Raw genomic sequence first — 15,213 nt, 5'->3', positions numbered from 1 at the left:
CGCGTTAGGGTGGGCGTATGAACGACACCACCGCCCCCGCCCCCGGTTCCAGCCTGCTGCCCGACGGCATCGGCGCGATCACCGCGGTCCATTTCGTGCTGATGGCGATCGTTGCGATCGCTGCGGTGGCTATCATCGTCGCCGGCATCCGCCGCAAGCGGATCCGCGCCCGGGCCGAGCAGCAGGTCGAGGCACGCGCCGAGGAGGCGGGCGTCGCGTCGCCCGCCGTCGAGCCGGAGCCCGAACCGGCCGCTCCCGCTGCGGTCGAGCCGGAGCCGGAGCCGCAGCCAGTCGTCGCGGAGCCGCCGCTGGCCGACGAGCCGATCGCTGCCGCCGCGCCGATGGAGGCGACGCCGGCCTCGGTCGCGGCGGATATTCCGGTCGCCACCGCCGCCGTCGCGCCGGTGTCGGCGGCGCCCGTCGCGGAATCGGGCCATTCGGCGGAGGGGCCGGCCGACGGGCCGGTGACGCAGCTGAAGGGGCTCGGCCCCAAGCTGGCCGATCGGTTGGCGGGACTGGGCATCACCACGGTGGGGCAGCTCGCGGCGTTGAGCGACGACGAGGCGGCAGTGCTCGACGCGCAGTTGGGGCCGTTCGCCGGACGCATCGCGCGCGATCGCTGGATCGAGCAGTCGCGCTTCCTGGCGGCGGGCGACCGAGCCGGGTTCGAGGCGGTGTTCGGGCGGCTCTGAGTCTTGGCCGGTCCTCTCCCCTCCCTCGTCCAGGGAAGGGGAGCAGGTGTTCACCGCGCAGTGTCGGCGGATTGGCGGGCGAGCGCTTCCTCGTTCAGGCGGCGGGTGATGACGACGTCTTCTGCAAGGGCGCGGCGGAGGGCCTCTCCGGTAAGGTGCGGGGCTTCCTGCGCGCCGATGCGCGGCGGCGGCGCTGGCTTGCGGCGACCAACGGGTGGCGGTGGCGCTGGCGTCGGTTGCGGCGGCTTTGGTTGCGATACGGCGGTCACCAGCGCGGGGAGCGGGGGCGGGACGATCACTCTCGGCGCGGGCGGCGGCGGTGGTGCCGTGCGGGGTGCCGGCGTGCCGACCAGCACGCCCGTCGCGACCAGCGCGGCGGCAGCGGCGACCCAGGCCGGCGCGCTGCCGCGACGGGCGGTGGCGAGCCGCGGCGCGGCCGCGCGGCCGAAGATGCGCTCCATGTCCCGGGCGACGGCATCGGGGTTGGTCATCGGAATAAAGTGCCTCCTGCCATGCAGTTACGTGCGAACATCGGTCATGGATGACATCGCGTGACGGGTCGCGTGCTCGGGCTGATGCTGCTGCTCGTCGTCGCGGGCTGGGGCGTGGGGCAGGTGGTGCGGTGGGCGATGCCGGTCGGGCGCGACGTGTCCGGCGACGTGGCGGCCCGGGCGGTGCTGGCCGACACGGGCGAGCCGCGGGAGGTGGCGCGCGATGCCGACCTGACCATGGTGGTGTTCACCGACTATCGCTGCCCGGCCTGCCGCGCCTCGGCACCGGCGCTGGAGGCGGCGGTCGCGGCTGACGGGCGGGTTACCGTGGCGTACCGCGACTGGCCGATCTTCGGTGACGCTTCGGTCGCAGCGGCGCGGGTGGCACTGGCGGTCGAGCCGGCGCGTTACGGGGCGCTGCACCGGCTGCTGATGCGCGAGCGCCGGCCGCTGACGCCGGACGTGCTGTTCGATCTGGTGGCGCGGGTGGGCGACGATCCGGCGCGGGTGCGGGCAGTAATCGCAAGGAACAGCGCGGCGATCGACGCGCGCCTCGCCGCGAATGCGCGGGCGGCGGCGGCGCTGGGGCTGCCGGGAACGCCGGCCTGGCTGATCGGCGGAGTGCTGGTGGTGGGCGCGCTGGACGAGGCGGGCTTCGCGCGTGCCTTTGCCTCAGCGCGCCGGCATGCGCGCCTGAAATAGCCGCCCGCCCTCGACCAGCAGCACGATCGCGAGCGCACTGACACCGATCGCGAGATAGCCGATCGCCAGCGGCCAGGTGCTGCCGTCATAGGCCTGGCCGATCGCCGAGCCGACCAGCACCGCGACGGTCGAGGTGATGAAGCCCTGCACCGACGAGGCGACGCCAGCGACATGGCCGACCGGCTCCATCGCCATCGCACCGAAGTTGGAGCCGCACAGGCCGATGCAGGTCATGCTGAGTGCCTGGAAGACCATGTAGCTCCACAGGTTTTCCACACCCGCGCCGATCACGCCGAGATGGACGACCGATAGCCCGATCAGCGCGAACAGCCCGGTCTGCGAGATCAGGCGCGTGCCCAGCCGCTCGACCAGCCGGCTGTTGAGATAAGAGGCACAACCCATCGAGAAGGCGCAGGCGGCGAACAGCAGGGTGAACCGCTCGCCCGCGCCGAACTCGTCGACGAAGATCTGCTGCGCCGACGAGACGAAGGCGATGATCCCGCCAAAGGTCAGCGACGCGGCAAAGGCATAGCCGACCGAGTAGCGGTTGGTCAGGGTCAGCCGGTAGGACTGGCGCAGCGACCGAAGCGAGATCGGCGCACGCCGCGCCGCCGGCAGCGTTTCCGGCAGGCGGACCAGCGACCAGGCGAGTACCACCGCCGCAAAGCCGCCCAATGCGTAGAAGATGAAGCGCCACGGCCCGATCGCCAGCAGCAGCTGGCCGATGCTGGGCGCGAGGATCGGCACGATGAAGAAGATCATCTGCGCCAGCGACATGACCCGCGCCATCTGCCGTCCGGCATAGCTGTCGCGCACCATCGCCACCGCCAGTACGCGGGTCGATGCCGACATCACCCCCTGGAGCACGCGCGCGCCGAGCAGCGCGGCGAAGGTCGCCGAACTCGCCGCGAATATGCTGGCCGCGACGAAGCCCGCCAGGGTGACGAGCAGCACGGGCTTGCGCCCGTAGCGATCGGCGAGGGGGCCATAGATCAGCTGGCCGATGCCGAAGCCGAAGACATAGGCGGTGACGATCCACTGGCGCGCATTGTCGGACGCGATGGCCAGCTCGTGCCCGATCGCCGGCAGAGCGGGGAGCATCAGGTCGACGCCCAGCGCGTTCACCGCCATGATCGCGGCGATGAAGGCGACGAACTCGCGCCGGCCGACGCCAGGGTGCGGGGTGGGGGTGGCGGTCATCATCGCCCGGTAACGAAAGTTGCGACGGAAAAGAACCTTTCGCCTGAAATCCTCGCCTTTCAGGGGAGGATTTGACGGCCGGGTTGCGGATTGCCATGCCGGGCTGGACACGATGGAGGTGAGGATGGCTGACGCGACGGGTCTGGAGCTGCGCTCCACGGTGGGCGAGGACGGCACGCTGACGTTGAGCCTGGAGGAGGTGACGCTGGGCGCACCGGGACCGGACGAGGTGATCGTGCGGGTCGAGGCGGCGCCGATCAATCCCTCCGACCTGGGGCTGCTGCTCGGTCCGGCCGACGTCTCGACGATGGCGGTGTCCGGCGATGCGGTGCGGCCGGTCGCGACCTTCGCGGTGCCGCAGGGGCGGATGGGGTCGCTGCGCGCACGGGTCGGCCAGTCGCTGCCGGTCGGCAACGAGGGTGCGGGCACGGTGATCGACGCCGGCGAGAACGGCCGCGACCTGATCGGGCGCAAGGTCGGGATGATGGGCGGCGGCATGTACGCGCAGCTCCGCAAGCTGCCCTTGCGCGACGTGGTGCCGCTGCCCGACGGGGCGAGCGTCGCGGACGGGGCGGCGATGTTCGTCAACCCGTTGACCGCGCTCGCCTTTGTCGAGACGATGCGGATGGAGGGGCACAAGGCGATCGTCCACACCGCCGCCGCGTCGAACCTGGGGCAGATGCTCCAGCGCATCTGCCTGGCCGATGGCGTGCCGCTGGTGAACATCGTCCGATCTGCGGCGCAGGCGAAGATCCTGACCGATATCGGCGCGACCCATGTGCTCGACAGCAGCGCGCCCGATTTCCGGAAAGCACTGGTCGAGGCGATCGCGGCAACGGGGGCGACCATCGCGTTCGACGCGATCGGTGGCGGAACGCTCGGCAGCGACATCGTGCAGGCGATGGAGCAGGCCGCCAGCCGATCGGCGGCGGCGTACAGCCGCTACGGCTCGGACACCTTCAAGCAGCTCTATATCTATGGCGCGCTCGACCTGTCGCCGACGACGATCAACCGGCTGGCGTTCGGGTTCCAGTGGAGCGTCAGCGGCTTCCTGCTGACCCCGTTCCTGCAGCGCGCCCCGCGCGAGACGGTGAAGGCGATGCGCGCGCGCGTGGTGGCCGAACTGACGACCACCTTCGCCAGCCGTTACACCGCGACGATCGGGCTGGCCGAGGCGCTGAACCCCGATGTGCTGCGGGCGTATGAGAGGAAGGCGACGGGGGAGAAGTATCTGATCGACCCGACACGGTAGGGCCGCTCCTCATGTCCGTAATCCCGCTTTCGCGGGAATGACGGGTAAGGGGCGGGCCGTCACCCGAACTGGTGCTTGACCTTCACGAACGGCACGATGTGGCGGTTGCGCTGGCGCAGCTCCAGCAGTGACGGCTCCTCGGTGCGCCGGTCGGGGAGGTAGAAGGTGCGGCGGCGAAAGGCGGGAGCGCCGCTGGCATTGTCTAGCCCGATGGTGATCGTCGAGCGCGACGTCGGCCGATATTCGGCGAAGACGGTCACGTAGGGCGCACGGCTGTAGCTGCGGTCGATCTCGTTCAGGCGATAGAAGGCGGTCGGCAGCGCCGCCTCCAGATCGACGCCCCAGGCGAAGCGGCGGCTGTCCTGGCGCAGGCTGGCGGTGGCCAGCAGCGGCGAGGTGCCCGAGAAGGGCCGCCCGCGCCCGGTATAGGGATCGTCGACCCGCGTGCCGACATAGGAGACATAGATGGTCGCCCGCCCGCCCTTTACCCCGATCGGCGTCAGCGGCGCGTCGATCCGGCCGCGCAGCAGGTACAGCTCGCCATCACCCAGGTTGCCCGGCGCGTCGAACCCCTCGGGCGTCGGTACGCGGTCCTGCACCAGCTGGATGCGGTTGTATCCCGCCTCCAGCCGGACGAGGCCATCGCCCAGGATCGGCCGTTCGACGAAGGCCAGCGTCTCCCACGCGCGCTGCGGCTGGAGGTTGGCGTTGCCGCCGTTGACGCGCTCGTTGGTCAGCTCGGCGACGCTGATGAAATCCTCGAACTGAAGCTGGGCGACGGTGCGCTTGACCGACGCCTGGGCATGCCACTTGCCGCCCGGCCGCCAGTCGAGCGTGACCCGCGGTTTCAGGAACGTCAGCACCCGGCGCGCCGCGGCATCGCCCGACACGGTGAGGCGCGATGCCTCATAGGTCACGCCCATGTCGACGCGCAGGCGTGTGGAGAGCAGACGCCCCACATTGACGAAGGTCTCACCGCGATACTCGCGCACCGTCGCCTGATCGACCGGGAGGTCGATGCGGGTGCGGCCGCCGCCCTCGGCGATCTCGAACAGGTTGACGTCGCTGCGCAGCACGTTGAGCGCGCCCTCGACGCCCAGCTCGACGCTCCACCCGGCGAGGTCGGAGCGGTTCCAGACGGTGCGGATCACCGTCTCGTCGCGGTGATCGTCCACCGACTGGGCGAAGCCGCCGACGACGTCGCTCTCGACACGCAGCAGCGACAGGTCGCGGTCGTCGCGCGCCTTGCGGGTGACGAGGCCAATCAGCTTCAGCCCGCCACCCAGGAACGGGCGGGTATAGTCGCCGCCCAGCTCGTACCCGGTCAGTTTGTAGCGCTGGGTCAGGCGGTCGTCGCGGACGGGGCCGGTGGCGGGGGTGACGGTGTTGCTCTGCGTCAGTGCCGTGCGATCGAGCGACAGGCGGCCGTTCAGGTGGGCGGTGTCGTTGGTACCGCCGTTGAACTCGTAGGCGCCCGATACATAACCCTCCGGCTCGACCAGGCGATTGATCTTGCGGCGGTATTCGGTCTGCTGCCCAGCAGGCAGGGTGGTGATGCGGTCGAACCCTTCCTCGGTGGTGCGCTCGTTGACGACGCCGAGCGCCAGGTTCAGGCTCGACCGGCCGCGACGGATCAGCGTGGAGGCGGTGCCGGCCGGATAGAGATGGCCGGTATAGTCGCGCATCACGCTGCCCTCGACCGTGCCGGCGACGCCGCCGGTGTCGGTCAGGACGAGGTTCAGGACCTGTGGCCGGCCGGCGAACTCCGCTCCGAACAGGTCGCCGCGGCCGACCTCCACGCGCAGCACGCGGTTGGCGGGGATGCGCTGGAGGATGGTCGCGGGCGTGTCGGACTTCGCCGAGGGGCGCTGGCCGTTGATGACGAAGTTGCCCGCGGCCTGGCCGAAGCCGCGTACCTCCTGATCGGCGACGTCGAGCTGGAAGCCGGGGGTGCGGCGCACGATCTCGAGCGCGGTGGCGGGCGAGAAGGCGCGGAAGAAGGCGGCGTCATAGACCAGTCGCCCGTCGCTCGCTCCGGTCGCGCCTGGCGGGGGCGCCGTGGCGGCGGGCTGGGCGGCGGGCGCGATCGCCTCGCCGGACGGGGCGGTCACCGTGTCGGCGGTCTCGGGCGAGGGGGTGGGTCGGTCGCTGCGTGTGGTCGCCGGATCGGCGGCGGGCGCGGGGATCGGCTCGGCCGGTGGGGCACCCGCCACCTGCGCCAGCATCGCCAGACACCCCACCACCCCCATCACGCCCGCTCCCCCAGTGTTCTAGCGTGACAATACAGCCTCCGGTTGCGATTACAAGTGTAGTCTATCCAGGGCGATGCCGGCCAGATTGTGCGAGCGGCGTACCGCGCGGATGCGGAGCGGCGGTCCGGCACCGAGCAGCCGGCAGAGCCGCTCCAGATGGTCGCGATGCGGCGGCGGCGTGCGGACGCGGCCGTTCGCCTGCGCGACGATGGCGGCGGCGTCCCCGATCAGCACCGCATCGGCGAGTCGCTCCATCCGCGCCAGTTCGGCGGCATGGAGCAGCGCCAGCCACTCGGCGGTCATGCTGGTGCCCGGACCGAGATCGGTGAGGATCGTCGCCCGGCCGCGCAGCACGACGGCGATCTCCATGCCCGCGGGGCGCAGGCCGCCGTCGAAGAAGATCTTGGTGCGTGCGGGCATGGCCCCGTCCGGCTGGCGAGAGGATCGGGCGATGGTGGGTCCGCCGGGGCTCGAACCCGGGACCTCTCGATTAAAAGTCGCTTGCTCTACCGACTGAGCTACGGACCCATCGCCCGGGGCGGACCTAGGTGGATGGCCGGCGGCGGTCAACCTGGGTCAGCAACTGCCGGATGGTGCGGCCGCTGACCGGATCGCGCCAGCACGGCACGATGCGCGCGAGCGGGGCGAGGACGAAGCGGCGGTCGCGAAAGGCGAGATGCGGGACAGCGAGGGTTCGACTGCGCCAGCGACCGCCGGACCAGAGGACGATGTCGAGATCGATCGGCCGCGCGCCCCAGCGGCGGCCGGGGCGACGGCCGAGGCTGCGCTCGATCGCCTTCAGCCGGGCGAGCAGGACGGGGGGCGGTTCGGCGCTGCGGATCAGCGCGGCGGCGTTGGCGAACCGGCGGATCGAAGGGCCGAGCGGCGGGGTCGCGATGACCGGCGACACCGCTTCCACCCCGCCGATCATGGCCAGCGCCGCGCGAAGGGTGGCGGCGGGGCTGCCGTGGCGGGTGCGGCGGTTGCCGCCCAGTGCGACGGCGTAGAGATACGGCGCGCTCAGACGTCGGCGACCAACCGGCCGTACAGCTCCGGCCGGCGGTCGCGGAAGAAGCCGAAGGCGGCACGGTGGCGGCGGATGCGGGCAAGGTCGAGCGTGGCGGTGATGACGCCCTCTTCCTCGCGGTCCAGCTCGGCGAGAATGTCACCGCGCTCGTCGGTGATGAAGCTGGTGCCGTAGAAATGCTGGCCATGTTCGGTGCCGATGCGGTTGGCGGCGACCACCGGCACGACGTTGGATACCGCATGGCCGACCATCGCGCGCCGCCACAGGCGCGCGGTATCGAGGCTGGTGTCGTGCGGCTCGCTGCCGATCGCAGTGGGGTAGAAGAGCAGTTCGGCGCCCATCAGCATCAGCGCGCGCGCGGTTTCGGGATACCATTGGTCCCAGCAGACGCCGACGCCCAGTGTCCAGCCCGGCGCGGTCGGCGGCGCCGGCCAAACCTTGAACCCGGTATTGCCGGGGCGGAAATAGAATTTCTCCTCGTAACCGGGGCCGTCCGGAATGTGGCTCTTGCGATAGACGCCCTGCACTTCGCCGTCGGGACCGATCATCGCCAGGCTGTTATAGTAATGCGGCCCGTCGGCCTCGAAGAAGCTGGTCGGGATGGTGACCTTCAGCGCCTCGGCCAGCGCCTGCATGGCGAGCACCGCCTTGTGCTCGCCGACCGGTGCGGCGTTGGCGAACAGGCCCTCATCCTCGACCCGGCAGAAATACTCGCCCTCGAACAGTTCGGGCGGCAGGATCACCTGCGCGCCGCGCGCCGCCGCCTCACGCACCAGGCGCGACACGTTGGCGATGTTGCGGTCGATGTCGGCGGAAAAGCCGAGCTGGAGCGCGGCGACGGTGATCTCGGTCATGCGCGCGCATTTAGGGCGGGGGGGAAGGGGGGGCAATGGCGCTTTGGGGGCCGGTATAGGAGTGATGCGCGCGAAGGCGCAAAGGTGTCTGGGGCGCGGCAGCGCAACCGACCAATCACCTCGCTACCGATGGCAAGCTGCCGCTGCTCCGGACGCCACCTCTTCGCGTCTTTGCGCCTTCGCGCGAAAATGCGTGCGTTGAACCCGCCGCCGCTCTCCGCCATCACTGGCGTTCGTCTAGTGAGAGGGACACGCGCATGATCCGTCCAGCGGCCATATTGGCCAGCCTGTTGCTGCCGTCCATGGTGTCGGCGCAGGCGGCGCCGCGCCCGGTCGCGGTCACCGTGCAGGCGAACCGCCCGGTCGGCGCGCTGCCGCCGGTGTGGCGCTTCTTCGGGGCGGACGAGCCGAATTACGCGACGATGAAGGACGGCCGCAAGCTGCTGGTCGAACTGGGCAAGCTGCGTAGCGGCGACGTGTTCTTCCGCGCGCACAACCTGCTGAACACCGGCGACGGCACGGCGGCGTTCAAATGGGGCAGCACCAACGTCTATACCGAGACGAAGGACGGCAAGCCGGTCTATGACTGGACGACGGTCGACCGGATCATCGACACCTATCTGGCGCGGGGCGTGCGGCCGTACCTGCAGATCGGTTTCATGCCAGAGGCGATGTCGACCGCGCCTGCCGGCACGCCGTACCAGCACAGCTGGCGGCCGGGGTTCGATTACAAATACATCGTCTCGGGATGGGCCTATCCGCCCAGGAGCTACGACAAGTGGCGCGAGCTGGTCTATGAATGGACCCGCCACAATGTCGAACGCTATGGTCGTGCCGAGGTCGAGCGCTGGTATTTCGAGGTGTGGAACGAGCCCAACGGCTATTACTGGAAGGCACCGCGCGAGGAATTCTTCAAGCTGCACGACTATGCCGTCGACGGGGTGCGCCGCGCGCTGCCGACCGCGCGGGTCGGCGGCCCCGATACGGCGGGCGCGGGCGGCGCGTTCATGGACGATTTCCTGGCGCATGTGACGATCGGCACCAACTTCGCTACCGGCAAGGTGGGAACGCCAACCGACTTCCTCGCCTTCCACGCCAAGGGGCAGCCGAGCTTCGTCGACGGACACGTCCGAATGGGGATCGCGACCCATCTGAAGGAGGTCGATCGCGGCTTCGTGAAGGTGACGTCCACCCCCGCGCTCGCCGCCCTGCCGGTGGTGATCGGCGAGAGCGATCCGGAAGGGTGCGCAGCGTGCCCCGGCCCGGAGAATGCGTATCGCAACGGCACCATGTATTCGAGCTACACCGCGGCCAGCTTCGCGCGGATCTGGGAGCTGGCGGCGCGGCGGCGGGTCAATCTGGACGGCGTCCTGTCCTGGTCGTTCGAGTTCGAGAACCAGCCCTGGTTCGCAGGATACCGCCAGCTGGCGTCGAACGGCGTAGCGCTGCCGGTGCTGAACGTGTTCCGGCTGTTCGCGCAACTGGGGCCGGAGCGGCTGGCGGCGACCAGCGACGCGCAGCTGCCGCTCGACACGGTGGTGGCAGAGGGGGTGCGCGGCGCGGCCGACATCGGCACGATCGCGACGCGGACAGCCGACGGGCGGACCGCGATCCTGGTGTGGCACTATCACGACGACGATGTCGCGGGGCCGGCCGCGGCGATCCGGCTGACGGTGAGCGGGCTGCGCGGCAAGGCGCCGGCAAGCGCGACGATCTGGCGGGTCGACGGCACGCACGGCAACGCCTTTGCCGCGTGGCAGGCGATGGGATCGCCGCTGAACCCCGACGAGACCCGCTATGCCGCGCTGGAGCAGGCTGCCACGATGCGGCCGGAACCGGTCGCGCTGACCGCAGGCAAGGGCGGAACCATCGCCGCCTTCGCGTTGCCGAGGCAGGGGGTGGCGCTGGTGGTGCTGGACGCGCGGTGACGCTGAGCCTGTCGATCGGCGAGGCGCGGCGAGTGGCGCTCGCCGCGCAGGGTTTCGGCGCGCGCCTGCCCGAGCGGGCGGGGGCGCCGCAGCTGCGGCGGGTGCTCGACCGGCTGGGGCTGTTCCAGATCGACAGCGTCAACGTGCTGACGCGGGCGCATTATCTGCCCGCCTTTGCGCGGCTGGGTGGGTACGACAGGGCGCTGCTGGAGCGCGATGCCTGGGGGCCGCTTCGCCAACGGCGTTCGTTCGAATATTGGGCGCACGAGGCGTCGCTGCTGCCGCTCGACCTCCATCCGCTGCTGCGCTGGCGGATGGCGCGGGCAGAGCGCGGCGAGATCGGCTATCAGGCGCTGCAACGCTTCGCGACCGAACGGCGTGACGAGGCGGAGGCGGCGCTGGCGCGGATCGCCACGGACGGACCGATGACCGCGGCCGATTTCGAGAACGGGTCGAGCCGCAGTGGCTGGTGGCAGTGGAGCCATACCAAGCATGCCTTGGAATGGCTGTTCTGGTCGGGGCAGATCACCACCGCGACCAGGCGCGGCAGCTTCGCGCGGGTGTACGACCTGCCCGAGCGGGTGTTGCCCCGTGCGGTGCTCGACCTGCCGACTCCGGACGCGGCGACGGCGCAGCGTGCCCTGATCGCCCGCAGCGCCCGCGCGCTGGGGGTCGCCACCGCCGCCGACCTGCGCGACTATTACCGGCTGAAGCCGGCCGAGGCCGACCATGCGATCGCCGCCGAGGCGGAGGCGGGGACGCTGGTGCCGGTGCGGGTCGAGGGGTGGAGCCAGAAGGCGTGGCTGCACCGCGACGCGGCGACCCCGCGCCGGGTACGGATCGCGGCGCTGCTCGCGCCGTTCGACCCTCTGGTGTGGGAGCGGGGGCGGACCGAGCGGCTGTTCGGCTTTCGCTATCGCATCGAGATCTATGTGCCGCAGCCGCTGCGCACGCACGGTTATTACGTGCTGCCGTTCCTGCTGGACGAGGCGCTGGTCGCGCGGGTCGACCTGAAGGCGGACCGGCAGGCGGGCGTGCTGCGCGCGCAGCGGGTGACGCTGGAGCCGGATGCCCCGGCGGAGGCGATGGAGCGGCTGGGCGTGGAACTGGAGCGGATGGCCGCCTGGCTGGGGTTGGGGGCGGTGGAGGTCGGCGCGGTCGTGTGACCGCCTTCTCCCCTCCCCTTCAGGCGAGGGGCTTGGGGGTGGGGCGGTTCCGCACGCGCGGCGCTGGGGGAGAGGCCCCACCCCAACCCCTCCCCTGAAGGGGAGGGGCTTTGCATTATGCAGTTGGCGGTCGATTCGTTTCACGCAGGGCGGTAGGGCACAAAGCATGACGGATCGCGCCTTGCCCCTTCGATTCCTCACTGCCTGTATCGCGCTGCTGATCGCCGTTACCGGCGCCGCCGTGTTCGCGCAGACCGCCGATCCGGTCCAGGACGCGGCCAACCGGCTGGCGAGCGCGTCGGCGGAGGTCCGCGCGGTCGAGCGGGCGGCGGATGTCGCGACGACGCGCGAGGAGCGGGCGGCGCTGACCGACCGTTTGAGTGCCGCGCGCGCGGCGGCGGACGATGTCGGGGCGACGCTCGACGCGCAGATGGCGCTAGTCGAGGCCAAGGTTACCGAGATCGGGCCGGCGACGCCGGGGATCGTCGACGCGCCCGACATTGCCCAGCAGCGCCGGCTGCTCGCCCAGCGGCGGGCGACGATCGACAGCGGCATCCGCCGCGGCAAACTGCTGATCGTCGAGGCGCAGCAGCTGGCCGACCAGATCGCCGCCGACCAGACCGCCGAACTGGGGCGTAGTTGGGCAACGCGCAACCGGTCGCCGCTGACCCCGCATTTCTGGACCGAATTGATCGTCGCCACGCCGCGCGACGTGGTGCGCGCGGTTCATTTCACGCAGCAGATGATGGATGATGTCGGCGGCGGACTGGCCGGCGGGCGGCTGTGGCTGGCGATCCTGGGCGCGGTCGTCGCGGTCGCGCTCGGCTGGCCCGGGCGGATCGCGCTGCGCGAGGCGGGGCGGCGCTACGCGATCGGCGCGGCGCCCGGGCACCGCATCCGGCGTACCGGCTATGCGATGTGGCGGCTGGTCACCGGCACCGCGCTGCCGACGCTCGCCGCACTCGCGCTGGTGCAGGGGCTGCGCTGGTCGGGGCTGACGGCGGCGGCGGCCGAGCCGATCCTGACCGCGTTCGTCTTCGCGGTGGGCATGGGCGGGTTCATCGGCGCGCTGGGGGCAGCGCTCCTGATGCGCAGCCAGGGATCGTGGCGATTGTTGCCGATCGGCGACACGGTGGCGCGCGCGCTGCTGCCCTGGGCGTGGGTGCTGGCGGTGCTGACCGGGCTCGACATCCTGCTGTCGGCGGTGGTCGAGACGATGCGGTTGAGCGCCACCGCGATCGCGGCGACCGACGCGGTGCTGGCAGCGGTCCGCCTGCTGGCAATCGGTGGGCTGCTGTTCACGCTGGGCCGGCTGCGCAGCCGCGCGCGGGCCGCGGAGGAAGAGGCGGGCGCGGCGCCCGACGCCGCCGACCCGGCGGTGACCAGCGCGGGCGCCAAGCGCGCGGGCGTCGGCATCGTCACGCTGGTTGCCTGGCTGGTCACGCTGGCGAGCGCGGCGGCTTTGCTGATCGGATACACGACGTTCAGCCTGTTCCTGACCCGGATCGTGATCGAGTGGCTGGCGATCGTGGTCGGCACCTTCTACCTGCTGCTCGCCTTCGTCGACGATGTGGTGACGACCGTGTTCTCGGCGAACAGCCGCACGGGGCATGTGCTGGCGCGCGGGGTCGGCATCCGGCCCGGTGCGATCGACCAGTTCGGGGTGCTGCTGTCGGGCGTGCTGCGGCTGGGGCTGGCGCTGGTCGCGATCGTGATGCTGCTGACCCCGTTTGGATCGGGCGTCGACAGCACGGTCGAGCGGTTCGCCACCGTTGCGGGCGGGATCACCATCGGCGACGTCAGCATCGCGCCCGGCGCGATCCTGCGCGCGGTGGCGGTGCTGATCGTCGGGCTGGCGCTGGCGCGGCTGTTCCTGCGCTGGCTGAACGAGCGCTATCTGCCGACGACCAGCCTGGACCTGAGCGGGCGCAACAGCTTCGCGCTGATCGCCCGCTATGTCGCGGTGCTGCTGGCGACCCTGTGGGGGCTGGCGTCGCTGGGCATCGGCATGGAGCGGATCGCGCTGCTGCTGTCCGCCCTGTCGGTCGGCATCGGCTTCGGTTTGCAGGCGATCACGCAGAATTTCGTGTCGGGGCTGATCCTGCTCGCCGAGCGGCCGGTGAAGATCGGTGACCTCGTCCGCATCGGCACCGAGGAGGGCGACGTGAAGCGGATCAGCGTGCGCGCGACCGAGATCGAGCTGGCCGACCACTCGACGCTGATCGTCCCCAATTCGGAACTCATCACCAAGACGGTGCTGAACAAGACGATGTCGAACGCGCTCGGCCGGTTGCAGATCCAGTTCTCGGTCCCGCTGGGCGTCGAGCCGCAGCGGGTGCGGACGATCGTGCTCGACGCCTTTGCCGCGGAACCGGCGATCCTCGCCGATCCGGCGCCGGTCGCGTTCATCGACACGATCGCGGACGGGCGCATCCTGTTCAACTGCTTCGCCCATACCGCCAGCCCGCGCGCCGCCTATCCGACGCGCAGCGCCGCGCTGATCGCGATCCTGCAGCGGCTGGCCGAGGAGGATATCGACGTCGGCACCGTGCCGCAGCAGCTGCAACTGCTGCCGGCCGAGCATCGGCCCGACTGATGGGGGAGCCGCCGCCGGTGACGCCCGACGGCCGCTATATCGTGGTGCGCGGGCGGTTGTGGCGGCGGGCGAACCCGCATCTGGACGCGGCGGAGCGACAGGCGCAGGTCGACGCGCTGATGGCCGCCCGCCGCGCGGTACGCACCGCCGCCGACCCGGAGGCGATGGCGGCGGCACGGGCGGCGGTGAACGCCGCCAAAGTCGCGCTGGGTGAGCGCGGGCCGGTGTGGTGGGACGGCGACGAGGACCTGAACCGCCACATGGCGCGGAACACCCGCTATGCCGACTGGTACGCCGCGCTTCAGGCGTCCTCGAGCAGCGCCGACAGATAGGGGTGCGCCCGGACGCGGGCGGCATTGCGCGCGCCGATCGCGGTGTCGTTCACCAGCCGCCCGCCGGCGACGGTGCGATACTGGGCGACCAGCGCGTCGATCCGGCGAAAGCTGGCGCCGGCCGCGGCGGCGCGGGTGTAGAAGTCCCAGTCGTTGCAATTGTGGAAGCTGGGGTCGAAGCCCGTGACCCGCTCCACCACCGACCGCCGCGCGATCGACCAGGAGGGGCCGATCACCCCGCCGTGCGCCAGCGCGACGCGGATGTCGTCGCCCCACCAGCCGCACTCGGCCGGGCCGGGCGGGCCGCCATCCTCGACGCGGGCGAAATGGCCACAGACGATGTCGGCGTCGTCGGTCGCGGCGAGCAGCGCCTGCGCGGCCCCCGGCAGCCAGACATCGTCGCTGTCGAGGAACGCGATCCAGGGCGCGCGACAGAGCGCGGCGCCGACGTTGCGCGCGTTCGACGCGCCGCCGTTGCGCGGCAGGATGGCGGCGGTGAAGCGGCCGGGATGCGCCGCTTCCAGCGCCACGATCGCGGCGGCGCTGCCATCGGTCGAGCCGTCGTCGACGACGATCACGCGGACGGGGGCGGGATCCTGTGCCAGCACGCTCGCCACCGCGTCGGCGACGACGTGCGCGCGGTTGAAACAGGGAATGACGACGTCATAGGACGGCAGGGGCAGGGCCCCTGCGAAGAGTTCGGCGATGCTGTGCATACCCC

At 71.1% G+C, this 15,213-nt stretch carries 14 protein-coding genes and 1 tRNA gene; 7 read left to right on the top strand and 8 right to left on the bottom strand.

The annotated features are described in order from the left end of the window. The first annotated feature begins 17 nt into the window (after positions 1-17). Positions 18-692, top strand: a complete 675-nt coding sequence (locus Q5H91_RS06985; protein WP_305172582.1) for a helix-hairpin-helix domain-containing protein — start codon at positions 18-20, stop codon at positions 690-692. Between the two features lie 50 nt (positions 693-742). Here Q5H91_RS06985 and Q5H91_RS06980 read toward each other — a convergent pair whose 3' ends face one another. Next, entirely contained in the window at positions 743-1,183 is a 441-nt protein-coding gene (locus Q5H91_RS06980; protein ID WP_305172581.1) for a hypothetical protein, read from the bottom strand. Positions 1,184-1,243: 60 nt separating this feature from the next. Here Q5H91_RS06980 and Q5H91_RS06975 point away from each other — a divergent pair, with 60 nt between their 5' ends. Further along, positions 1,244-1,885 (top strand): DsbA family protein, encoded by a 642-nt coding sequence (locus tag Q5H91_RS06975; protein WP_305172580.1) that lies wholly within the window; start codon positions 1,244-1,246, stop codon positions 1,883-1,885. Here the strand turns inward: Q5H91_RS06975 and Q5H91_RS06970 are convergent. Then, complete coding sequence (locus Q5H91_RS06970) at positions 1,856-3,085, bottom strand: multidrug effflux MFS transporter (protein ID WP_305172579.1); 1,230 nt, start codon at positions 3,083-3,085, stop codon at positions 1,856-1,858. The two genes, Q5H91_RS06975 and Q5H91_RS06970, sit on opposite strands and share 30 nt — an antisense overlap. A 124-nt stretch (positions 3,086-3,209) precedes the next feature. Here Q5H91_RS06970 and Q5H91_RS06965 point away from each other — a divergent pair, with 124 nt between their 5' ends. Next, positions 3,210-4,337 carry a zinc-binding dehydrogenase gene (locus Q5H91_RS06965; protein WP_305172578.1) on the top strand — a complete coding sequence of 376 codons (1,128 nt, stop codon included), beginning with the start codon at positions 3,210-3,212 and terminating at the stop codon, positions 4,335-4,337. Between the two features lie 59 nt (positions 4,338-4,396). On the opposite strand, the gene Q5H91_RS06960 is transcribed toward Q5H91_RS06965, so the two are convergent. The 5 genes from Q5H91_RS06960 to aguB all read right to left on the bottom strand — a co-directional run bounded on the left by Q5H91_RS06960 (position 4,397) and on the right by aguB (position 8,470). Continuing rightward, positions 4,397-6,589 carry a TonB-dependent receptor gene (locus tag Q5H91_RS06960; protein ID WP_305172576.1) on the bottom strand — a complete coding sequence of 731 codons (2,193 nt, stop codon included), beginning with the start codon at positions 6,587-6,589 and terminating at the stop codon, positions 4,397-4,399. Positions 6,590-6,637: 48 nt separating this feature from the next. Further along, positions 6,638-7,009: a division/cell wall cluster transcriptional repressor MraZ gene (locus tag Q5H91_RS06955; RefSeq protein ID WP_305172574.1), complete on the bottom strand. Its 372-nt coding sequence runs from the start codon at positions 7,007-7,009 to the stop codon at positions 6,638-6,640. Positions 7,010-7,041: 32 nt separating this feature from the next. Beyond that, positions 7,042-7,117, bottom strand: a tRNA-Lys gene (locus Q5H91_RS06950). A gap of 16 nt (positions 7,118-7,133) precedes the next feature. Next, complete coding sequence (gene folK, locus Q5H91_RS06945; protein ID WP_370655244.1) at positions 7,134-7,613, bottom strand: 2-amino-4-hydroxy-6-hydroxymethyldihydropteridine diphosphokinase; 480 nt, start codon at positions 7,611-7,613, stop codon at positions 7,134-7,136. After that, the gene (gene aguB / locus Q5H91_RS06940; RefSeq protein WP_305172573.1) at positions 7,610-8,470 is read right to left on the bottom strand and encodes an N-carbamoylputrescine amidase; all 861 of its coding nucleotides are present in this window, start codon (positions 8,468-8,470) and stop codon (positions 7,610-7,612) included. The genes folK and aguB overlap by 4 nt, the downstream gene beginning before the upstream one ends. Positions 8,471-8,727: 257 nt before the next feature. On the opposite strand from aguB, the gene Q5H91_RS06935 reads away from it, so the two are divergent. From Q5H91_RS06935 to Q5H91_RS06920, 4 genes are all read left to right on the top strand, one after another. Further along, entirely contained in the window at positions 8,728-10,398 is a 1,671-nt protein-coding gene (locus Q5H91_RS06935; protein ID WP_305172572.1) for a GH39 family glycosyl hydrolase, read from the top strand. After that, the gene (locus Q5H91_RS06930) at positions 10,395-11,564 is read left to right on the top strand and encodes a winged helix-turn-helix domain-containing protein (RefSeq protein ID WP_305172571.1); all 1,170 of its coding nucleotides are present in this window, start codon (positions 10,395-10,397) and stop codon (positions 11,562-11,564) included. Before Q5H91_RS06935 ends, Q5H91_RS06930 begins: the two co-directional genes overlap by 4 nt. Positions 11,565-11,745: 181 nt before the next feature. Further along, entirely contained in the window at positions 11,746-14,160 is a 2,415-nt protein-coding gene (locus Q5H91_RS06925; RefSeq protein WP_305172570.1) for a DUF3772 domain-containing protein, read from the top strand. Continuing rightward, positions 14,160-14,492 carry a hypothetical protein gene (locus Q5H91_RS06920; protein ID WP_305172569.1) on the top strand — a complete coding sequence of 111 codons (333 nt, stop codon included), beginning with the start codon at positions 14,160-14,162 and terminating at the stop codon, positions 14,490-14,492. The genes Q5H91_RS06925 and Q5H91_RS06920 overlap by 1 nt, the downstream gene beginning before the upstream one ends. On the opposite strand, the gene Q5H91_RS06915 is transcribed toward Q5H91_RS06920, so the two are convergent. After that, complete coding sequence (locus tag Q5H91_RS06915) at positions 14,462-15,208, bottom strand: glycosyltransferase family 2 protein (RefSeq protein WP_305172568.1); 747 nt, start codon at positions 15,206-15,208, stop codon at positions 14,462-14,464. The genes Q5H91_RS06920 and Q5H91_RS06915 overlap by 31 nt on opposite strands. Between the last annotated feature and the right edge of the window lie 5 nt (positions 15,209-15,213).

Origin of the sequence: Sphingomonas aurea (genome assembly GCF_030678875.1) — a bacterium.
In the GTDB taxonomy this organism is placed as follows: domain Bacteria; phylum Pseudomonadota; class Alphaproteobacteria; order Sphingomonadales; family Sphingomonadaceae; genus Sphingomonas; species Sphingomonas aurea.
Note: the sequence above shows the minus strand (reverse complement) of the source record. Positions and strands in the feature narration are given on the sequence as shown.

What these genes read in the sequence shown, in the direction of transcription:
- Q5H91_RS06920 (WP_305172569.1), top strand. Translation starts at nt 14,160, where the DNA reads ATGGGGGAGCCGCCGCCGGTGACGCCCGACGGCCGCTATATCGTGGTG.
- Q5H91_RS06970 (WP_305172579.1), bottom strand. Translation starts at nt 3,085, where the DNA reads ATGACCGCCACCCCCACCCCGCACCCTGGCGTCGGCCGGCGCGAGTTC.
- Q5H91_RS06965 (WP_305172578.1), top strand. Translation starts at nt 3,210, where the DNA reads ATGGCTGACGCGACGGGTCTGGAGCTGCGCTCCACGGTGGGCGAGGAC.
- Q5H91_RS06935 (WP_305172572.1), top strand. Translation starts at nt 8,728, where the DNA reads ATGATCCGTCCAGCGGCCATATTGGCCAGCCTGTTGCTGCCGTCCATG.
- aguB (WP_305172573.1), bottom strand. Translation starts at nt 8,470, where the DNA reads ATGACCGAGATCACCGTCGCCGCGCTCCAGCTCGGCTTTTCCGCCGAC.
- Q5H91_RS06980 (WP_305172581.1), bottom strand. Translation starts at nt 1,183, where the DNA reads ATGACCAACCCCGATGCCGTCGCCCGGGACATGGAGCGCATCTTCGGC.
- Q5H91_RS06955 (WP_305172574.1), bottom strand. Translation starts at nt 7,009, where the DNA reads ATGCCCGCACGCACCAAGATCTTCTTCGACGGCGGCCTGCGCCCCGCG.
- Q5H91_RS06985 (WP_305172582.1), top strand. Translation starts at nt 18, where the DNA reads ATGAACGACACCACCGCCCCCGCCCCCGGTTCCAGCCTGCTGCCCGAC.
- Q5H91_RS06915 (WP_305172568.1), bottom strand. Translation starts at nt 15,208, where the DNA reads ATGCACAGCATCGCCGAACTCTTCGCAGGGGCCCTGCCCCTGCCGTCC.